Annotated in this window: 5 protein-coding genes and 1 pseudogene; all 6 read right to left on the minus strand. The window is 64.1% G+C overall.

Annotated elements, in window-relative coordinates; translation table 11 throughout:
- Positions 1-2,764 (minus strand): annotated as a pseudogene (locus tag AB4Y84_RS09065) (pilus assembly protein PilC); the annotation flags it as partial.
- Positions 2,761-3,252: a pilus assembly PilX family protein gene (locus tag AB4Y84_RS09070; protein WP_312786241.1), complete on the minus strand. Its 492-nt coding sequence runs from the start codon at positions 3,250-3,252 to the stop codon at positions 2,761-2,763. The gene AB4Y84_RS09070 and the pseudogene AB4Y84_RS09065, both read right to left, overlap by 4 nt.
- A gap of 7 nt (positions 3,253-3,259) precedes the next feature.
- Positions 3,260-4,453 (minus strand): PilW family protein, encoded by a 1,194-nt coding sequence (locus tag AB4Y84_RS09075; RefSeq protein ID WP_363731033.1) that lies wholly within the window; start codon positions 4,451-4,453, stop codon positions 3,260-3,262.
- The gene (pilV, locus tag AB4Y84_RS09080; RefSeq protein ID WP_223494716.1) at positions 4,450-4,920 is read right to left on the minus strand and encodes a type IV pilus modification protein PilV; all 471 of its coding nucleotides are present in this window, start codon (positions 4,918-4,920) and stop codon (positions 4,450-4,452) included. Before pilV ends, AB4Y84_RS09075 begins: the two co-directional genes overlap by 4 nt.
- A complete protein-coding gene (locus tag AB4Y84_RS09085; protein ID WP_312786243.1) occupies positions 4,917-5,435 on the minus strand; it encodes a GspH/FimT family pseudopilin in 519 nt (172 codons plus the stop codon). Before AB4Y84_RS09085 ends, pilV begins: the two co-directional genes overlap by 4 nt.
- A gap of 173 nt (positions 5,436-5,608) precedes the next feature.
- The coding region (ppnN, locus tag AB4Y84_RS09090; protein WP_442250022.1) for a nucleotide 5'-monophosphate nucleosidase PpnN at positions 5,609-6,939 on the minus strand (1,331 nt) is incomplete at its 5' end.

The following is a 6,939-nucleotide window of genomic DNA, read 5'->3' on the forward strand; positions in this document are numbered from 1 at the left end:
GCTCTGCACCGTCGGCACCGGTACTGGTCACCCGTGTGGCGATGACATCACCGGTCCAGTCGTTGCTGCCGGAGGGCACGCGGAAATGGGACGCTACCGTGAACGAACCGGTGCTGATGCGCGCGCCCGAGCCGCTGCCACCGACCGGCGCATCGCCTTCAGCCGCACTGTCGAAGATTTCTTCCAGCGCCTGCTTCAGCTTGGTCGGGTTGCGAGCCAGGAAGTAGTTGTCCGGCACACCCTTTTTCTTGCTGTCCCACGCCTTGCCACCCGCAGGGACACCGTACTTCGCTGCGTACCAAAGCGGGCTTTCCAGCTGGCCAGCAGCAGTGGTCGATGCCTTGTACTTGATGACCACCGGCTTCTGCCAGTTGTTGGGGAAGTTGTTGGTGGTGCTCAGCACGGAGCCGTTGGAATTACCCGGGCGCAACGCGAGGCGCTGCACGGCGTTTGATGCATTGGAACCGGTGATCGTATAGCCCGTCAGCATCGCGTTGCCGGCATAGGCAGACAGGTTTTCGATACGGATCAGCACTTCATCAGCGGCGACGTCATTGACCAACGTTGTCCCGATCCAGTCATCATTGCTGTTGCGGGTGTAGTTGCACAACCGGGTATTGCCCACCGCGCTGTTGCTCACTTTCGCATCGGCCCGCCAGCAGATGTTGTTGAAGGCACCCGTGTCGTTGCAGGCTGCGCCCACGCAGTAGCTCAACATTGCCACGACGTCATTGTCATGGTCGTTGCCCCACAGCGAATCCTCCCAGACCAGCGAGAAACTGCCGGCCTGGGCATCGGAGCGATAGGTGCGGCCGTAGACGAGGTTACCGCCCGTGCTGTTTGCCACCTTGGTGCCGATGCCAACCGAGCCCAGGAAGCAGCTGCGCCAGCCTTTGGTGGTCTGCGTTGCGCCGCCGGAATCGTTGGCTTGGCAAAGCGGGGCCAGGCCGATCTTGCGCCCACCCACTGCAATTTCGAACTGCGGCAGATTTTCGGCCATCGCAACGGTATAAGTCGTCGCTGTCAGCTTGTAAGAGGACGGTTTGCTCTGCACGCCCGGGCGCATATCGGTCTCGGCAGCCGCCTTGGCCAGGCCGGCCATCATGTAGCTGCCTTCCATCGACGGGATATCCGGGCATATGCCGCGCGCCTTGCTCAGGCTGGTTATGGTCCGGCCTTGGCAGATATCTTCATGGGTGTTCAGCGAAGTCCCCTTGGGGGTGTCGCCGATGCGGCCGATCATGTACGTGTTGCCGGCGATGCCTTCGGCAGCGCCGATCGCATCGGTAGCCGTGGTGGCGGCGGCCAGATTGGTCACCGAGCCGATGTTGTCGCTGTCGAACGAGGGCAGGCCCGAAGACAGGACCAGGATGCTGCAGGTCGCGCAGTAGGAGTTGCCACCGTCGGCGGGCAGGCGATAGGGATCCTTCCAGGCCACGCTGGTTGGCAGGCCGCTGAGGTCGCCACTGTCCCCGTAGATCTTGGCGCCGCCCCCCACGTAGCGAAGTGCTTCGGCGTACATCTCCGCCAGCGGATTACCCCAGGCACTGCACTTCTGGCCACTGGTACCCGGGTCGGCCAGGTTGCCATTGCCTCCCTGGTCCTGACGATTGAGGATGCCGTAGGTGTTGCAGTCGTTCCAGTTGCTGCTCCAGTTCCATTGATCAATGCGGAAGTTGGAGATGGTATTGATGATGCCTTCAGAAGCACTGGCCAGCGCGTTGCAGAACTGGCCCGTAGACAGGTTGATCTCATCGCCGGCGGCACAGAACGTGGTGCCATTGCCGGCGATCTTGCCGATGTTGCGACGCAGGACGCCGCCATCGCGCGGGCTGGAATACGTGCCACTGATCAGGCCAAAGCGCAGGCGCCCGCTTTCGCCATAGGTCTGCAGCACGCCAGCCGGCTTGTAGCGATCGGTGGCGCCATCGTTGTACTTGCGACAGTAGCCTTCGCGCAGGGCTGCATTGGTCGAGCCGCAGACTTCCGCACGCACGGTGTAGTCAACTGTCGAACGCGGCGTGTCCGCGCTGCCCTCGCCGGAGCGATTGACGCCGCACTGGTAGGATGCAGTGGACGCCCACTCGGACCAGTTGCCAGAAGCAACACGCATCAACGGCGCACCATTGGCGGCGATGGTCGCATTGCAGAACGACTGCGTGCCGGAAAGTGGCGTGAAACTGCCGATGTCGCTGCCGCTGTAGACCTTGACCCAGGCATGTAGATCACTGGGGATCTGCGCGCGCTCGATGACGGTCTTGTCCTTCGTATCTTCCGAACGCTGGCCGCCATAGAGCACACCACGCATCACGTCCAGGCGGCTCATCGTCACCCAGTTGAGGAAGTTGCCCGACCAGGCGCTGCTGCAGCTGTGGCCGTTGGCACCGCCTGCGGCAGCGGACGCCTTGAATACGCCGCTGGCGTAGCCATAGCACAGCTTGGAATCGAAGTAGCCACCGTATTCGAATGCATCCAGATACGTGGTATCGAGGATGCCATCCGGTTCACCGCCCGGCCCGCCACCGATGTCGCTGTAGTCGCTGTAGGCCTTGTTGAACAGCTGCTCATCGCGCGACATCACCATCATCATCAGCGGCGGCTGGCTCTGCTTGGTGTACAGCGGCTCCTGGGCGATGTCGTAGTCGCCGAGCGCCGCCTGCAACGGAAGAATCAGCGCGGCCAGGCCGGCCAACACGGCAACCCCGGCCCCGGCACGCAGCCAGGCGGCAGGACGGAGGCGAAGGAAACGACGTTCGTTGTTCATGGGATGAAGACCGTGTCGATGACGGCACTGGCAGAGGCGTCGGTGGGGGCATCACTGGCCAGGGCCGTGACCTGGTAGGTGTTTCCGGTTTCTTCGTTGGCCCGCTTGCCGGTCTTGATGCTGGAACCGGTATTGCCCGAAGAGCATTTGTCGATGCGTCGGGTGTAGCTGGCCGCGGTCTTGGTGATCGCGTTGGCCCAGGTCAACGGGTCGTAGGTCGGGCTGCACTCTTCCTGATCAGCGAGGAAGACGTTGGCGCCATCCAGCGCGGTTTCGATGCCGGTCTCGACCTGGCGTGCACTCGACTCAGCGTTCTGGAACGCCAGGTTCGTACGCAGGTAATTGGAGGCCATGCGCTCCTGCATGCTGGTGACCTGCATGCCCGCGATGCCGATCAACGCCAACAGAATGAGCATGATGAGGGCCACGTAGAGCACCGCGCCGCGTTGGCGACGGGGAGCGACGGGCCGGAATCGGTATGAGCGCATGATGACCTCAGTTGCCGAACAGGCGGTTACGCAGTGCGACGGTGGTCTGGTAGACCGCGCGCATGCGTCCATCGGTAGGGGCGGTATAGGTCACCCCCATGGATACCAGCGAGGCGTTGGAGTCTGCCTGGCGCGCTGCCGCCGGATCCGGACTGGAGACCAGCAGGCCCACCTGGACGACGCCGACACGTCGCCAGGCCAGGCCGATGTCGCTGGGCAGCGATTCCTGCACGGCCTTCGCCGTACCCTGACGATCGATGTAACCCGAAGGCCGAGCGCCCAGACTGCGATCCTGGCCGTAAAGCAGTTGCAGATTCTCTACTCCCTCCACCATCGCTTCCGGGCTGGACGCAACCAGATCGCCGTTGGGGGCCGCACCAAAGCGCACGCGGTACAGCGAGCTCTGCTTGGTCGTCGCGTCGTAACCCACGTAGTAGACGGCGCTTTCAGCGCGATACAGCATCGCCTGACCAAGCATGTAACCATTGCTGAAAGTGCGCGAGCCGTTCAACTTCACGGTATCGAAGGTGATGGTGCCAGTCGTTGCGTTGACTGCACTGGCCTGGAAGACCGTGGCAGAACCACAATCGGCAACACCGAAAAGACCCGGATTGGTCACGCCGCTGCGCAGCACCGACCAACGCGCGGCTTCAAAGGTGTACACCGGTTTTTCGATGGTGCCGCCGATGGCGGTGATCGGAACGCCGTCAGGCATCAGGTAGCGCAGCGCAATGATGTCGCTGCCGTCGACCCGGTTGGTCAACGCGCTGGAGATCGCCGTCGGCAATGCCGGGGTATAGGCGGTTCCCCCCGTCGCTGGTGTCGCTGCCAGCGTGAGTGTCTTGCCAGGCTCGGTGCCGGTGGCCTCGTAGCCTTGGATGGAACGCATGAAGTCGAGGCCAGGGTTGGCCGCGCCATCCAGGGTGGACTGCAGTGTGGACAACGACTCCAGCGTGTGCGCTTGGTCGTTGGTGCAGCCGAAATGTCCAGCCATGCGGATCTCACGCTGCAGCGTATCCATCGCGAAACGGCTGTTTTCCTGCACGCGGGCAAGACCTTCGGACAGCTGATAGGCGGTGCGCGAGGCGGAGAACACCTGCACCACCGCCAACAGGATGATCAGGCCGATGACCAGCGAGATCATCAGCTCGATCAGCGACAGGCCCTGCATGCGCCGGGCAGAGAAGCTGGCGCGGCTCACAGGCGAGTACTCGCGGTGAAGGTGGTGTCGACCGCATCCGCCTTCCAGCGTTCGTCGCCCCACGTGACCTGGACCGAATACTGATTGCCATTGCGGGTGACCGAGGCTTTGCTCTCCGCACCCAGCGATTTACCCAGGCGGCAGCGCCAGTCGGTCATGTAGGTGTCCTTGGCGATGGCCGCCCCGGTTGGCGGCGCACACTTGGTGGTCGTTGCGGTGTAATCACCCACGTACACCGGCGCGGCAACACGGTTGGCGCGGATCTGATCCAGCAGTTCGTAGCTGAGATTGGTGGCCTGCGTGCGGAAATTCGCACTCTGCACGTAGCGGACATTCATCGTCTGCAGCAGGGCGAAGCCCAGCAGGCCGAAGCCCAGCACAAGGATTGCGATCAGCACTTCGATCAGGGTGAAACCCTGTTGCGTGCGTCCGGAAAACCGACGACGTTGGTAAGCGGCGCGTGTCACTTGCAGGCCTCCTTCTGCAGGCGGGTCTGCCCGGTAAGCGAGATGGACAACCGCCGCTGCAGCGGTTGGCTGCCGCAATCGGCCGGACGCAATGTGATGTCCTGCGCGGTCACGGCACGGCTGCGGCCACGGGGGTCGAATGCGATGGTAAGGGCCTGGTCGCTGACGCCCTGCATCTTCGTCCGGGCCTCTGCATAGCGCAGCACGGCCTCGCCGGTATCGAAGCTGCCATTGCCATTGGCGTCGTTCCAGACCATCCAGCCATCCGTCCAGGACTTGCCATCGCAGCTGGTGCCCGCCGTGGAAGCACAGACCCCGCCACCATGCGTACCGCGAATGGCTTCCGAGCGCGCCAACGCAAGCGCAGCAATCAACTCGTTGCTGGTGGTGGCCATCCGGTTGGAGCGAATCGTGCCCTGAAAGCTGGGATAGGCAATGGTGCTCAGGATCGCCAGCACGGCAATCGTGACCATCAGTTCGACAAGCGTGAAGCCCTTGGACCGGCGCGATGACATTGGACGCTCCCCAGCGTGTTGGTGGCCACGATGGCGCACCCGCCTGCCGCCAGCAAGCGGCGGCAGGATGAACGGTCAGATCCGGGCGACGGGCGTCAAAGGCTTGACGTCCCGCCCTCCCCCGGCCGATCCGGCACGCCCCCCGCCGCGCCGCCCAGCCGCCCTCGCCCGGCTTACGCCAGCACCTGGTAGCAGGGCTGGTACTCGCCGGAGATCTTCATCCGGCGCTGCTCGACGAAGGCGCGCAGCAGCCCGTCCAGGGCCTGCATCATGTCGGGGTCGCCATGGATCTGGAACGGCCCGAACTCCTCGATGCGGCGCATGCCGTCTTCCTTCACATTGCCGGCGACGATGCCCGAGAACGCCCGGCGCAGGTCGGCCGCCAGCGCGTGTGGCGCACGCCCGTGATGCAGGTCCAGCGCAGCCATCGCTTCGTGGGTCGGCACGAACGGCTGCTGGTACTCCCACGGAATCTCGATGGACCAGTTGAAGAAGAACGAATCCTTCTGCGCCAGGCGATGTTCACGCACGCGCTTGATGCCGGCCGACATCTTCTTGGCCACCGCCACCGGGTCGCCAATGACGATTTCGTAGCGCTCGGCCGCAGCGTCGCCCAGGGTCAGGCGGATGAAGCGGTCGATCTGCTCGAAATACGGCGCGGCCACGGTCGGGCCGGTCAGGATCAGCGGGAACGGCAGGTCCTTGTTCTCCTCACGCAGCAGGATGCCGAGCAGGTACAGGATCTCCTCGGCGGTACCCACGCCGCCGGCGAACACGATGATGCCGTGGCCGATGCGGACGAAGGCTTCGAGGCGCTTCTCGATGTCCGGCATGATCACCAGGTGGTTGACGATCGGGTTCGGCGACTCGGCGGCGATGATGCCCGGCTCGGTCAGGCCGATGTAGCGCGTCACGGTCCGGCGCTGCTTGGCGTGGGCGATCGTGGCGCCCTTCATCGGGCCCTTCATCGCGCCCGGGCCGCAGCCGGTGCAGATGTCCAGGCCGCGCAGGCCCAGCTCGTAACCGACCTGCTTGGTATACAGGTATTCATCGCGCGAGATCGAGTGGCCGCCCCAGCAGACCACCAGGTTCGGATCACCCGGATTGAGGATGCGCGCATTGCGCAGCAGCCCGAACACCGCATTGGTGATGCCCTCGGACGACTCCAGCTCGGCCGCGTAGGCCGGGCCCATCTCGATGGCCATGTAGGCCAGATCGCGGACCACCGCGAACAGCAGCTCGGCCACGCCGCGGATGATCTCGCCATCGACGAACGCCATCGCCGGCGCATTAGCCAGGTCGATGCGCACGCCGCGATCCTGCTGTGCGACCTGGATGTCAAAATCGGGGTAAAGATCGCGCGCGGCGCGCGGATCATCGGAGGCACTGCCACTGGTCAGCACGGCCAGCGCGCAGCGGCGCAGCAGCTCGTGCATGCCACCACTGGAGGCGTCGCGCAGGCGCGCAACCTCGGCCCGCGACAGCACATCCAGGCCACCACGCG

This window comes from Stenotrophomonas sp. 2YAF22 (assembly GCF_052114665.1).
Lineage (GTDB): Bacteria > Pseudomonadota > Gammaproteobacteria > Xanthomonadales > Xanthomonadaceae > Stenotrophomonas > Stenotrophomonas indicatrix.